The organism is Citrobacter sp. Cm038 (assembly GCF_030333105.1).
GTDB classification, from domain to species: domain Bacteria; phylum Pseudomonadota; class Gammaproteobacteria; order Enterobacterales; family Enterobacteriaceae; genus Citrobacter; species Citrobacter murliniae.
Genome location: NZ_JAOWGO010000008.1, coordinates 1 through 337 on the forward strand (window position 1 = coordinate 1; position 337 = coordinate 337).

A 337-nucleotide genomic window follows, 5' to 3' on the forward strand; every position below is an offset into this window, starting at 1 on the left:
TTGCATCCGTAGCTCAGCTGGATAGAGTACTCGGCTACGAACCGAGCGGTCGGAGGTTCGAATCCTCCCGGATGCACCATATTCTCCGAGATAACAGCTAAGCTGTTGTTTCATGGTCAGCGAGTTAATCGCGAGTGCCAGGGAGGATAGCGTTGCTTCAGCAACGACCCGTAGGGCAAGGCGCAGCCGAGTAATCCTCCCGGATGCACCATATTATCTGATGTTGCTTTAGCAGCGATGTCAAATCTGCAGTAAAGTAAGTTTCCCTGATGCATCCGTAGCTCAGCTGGATAGAGTACTCGGCTACGAACCGAGCGGTCGGAGGTTCGAATCCTCC

General features: G+C 53.1%; 1 protein-coding gene and 1 tRNA gene. One reads left to right on the top strand and one right to left on the bottom strand.

Annotated features, from left to right (window positions below; translation table 11 throughout):
• The first annotated feature begins 2 nt into the window (after positions 1 to 2).
• A tRNA-Arg gene (locus tag OGY01_RS00715) sits at positions 3 to 79 on the top strand.
• 37 nt (positions 80 to 116) lie between these two features.
• Here OGY01_RS00715 and OGY01_RS00720 read toward each other — a convergent pair.
• On the bottom strand, positions 117 to 337 hold a 221-nt coding region (locus OGY01_RS00720; protein ID WP_286492245.1), incomplete at its 5' end, for a hypothetical protein.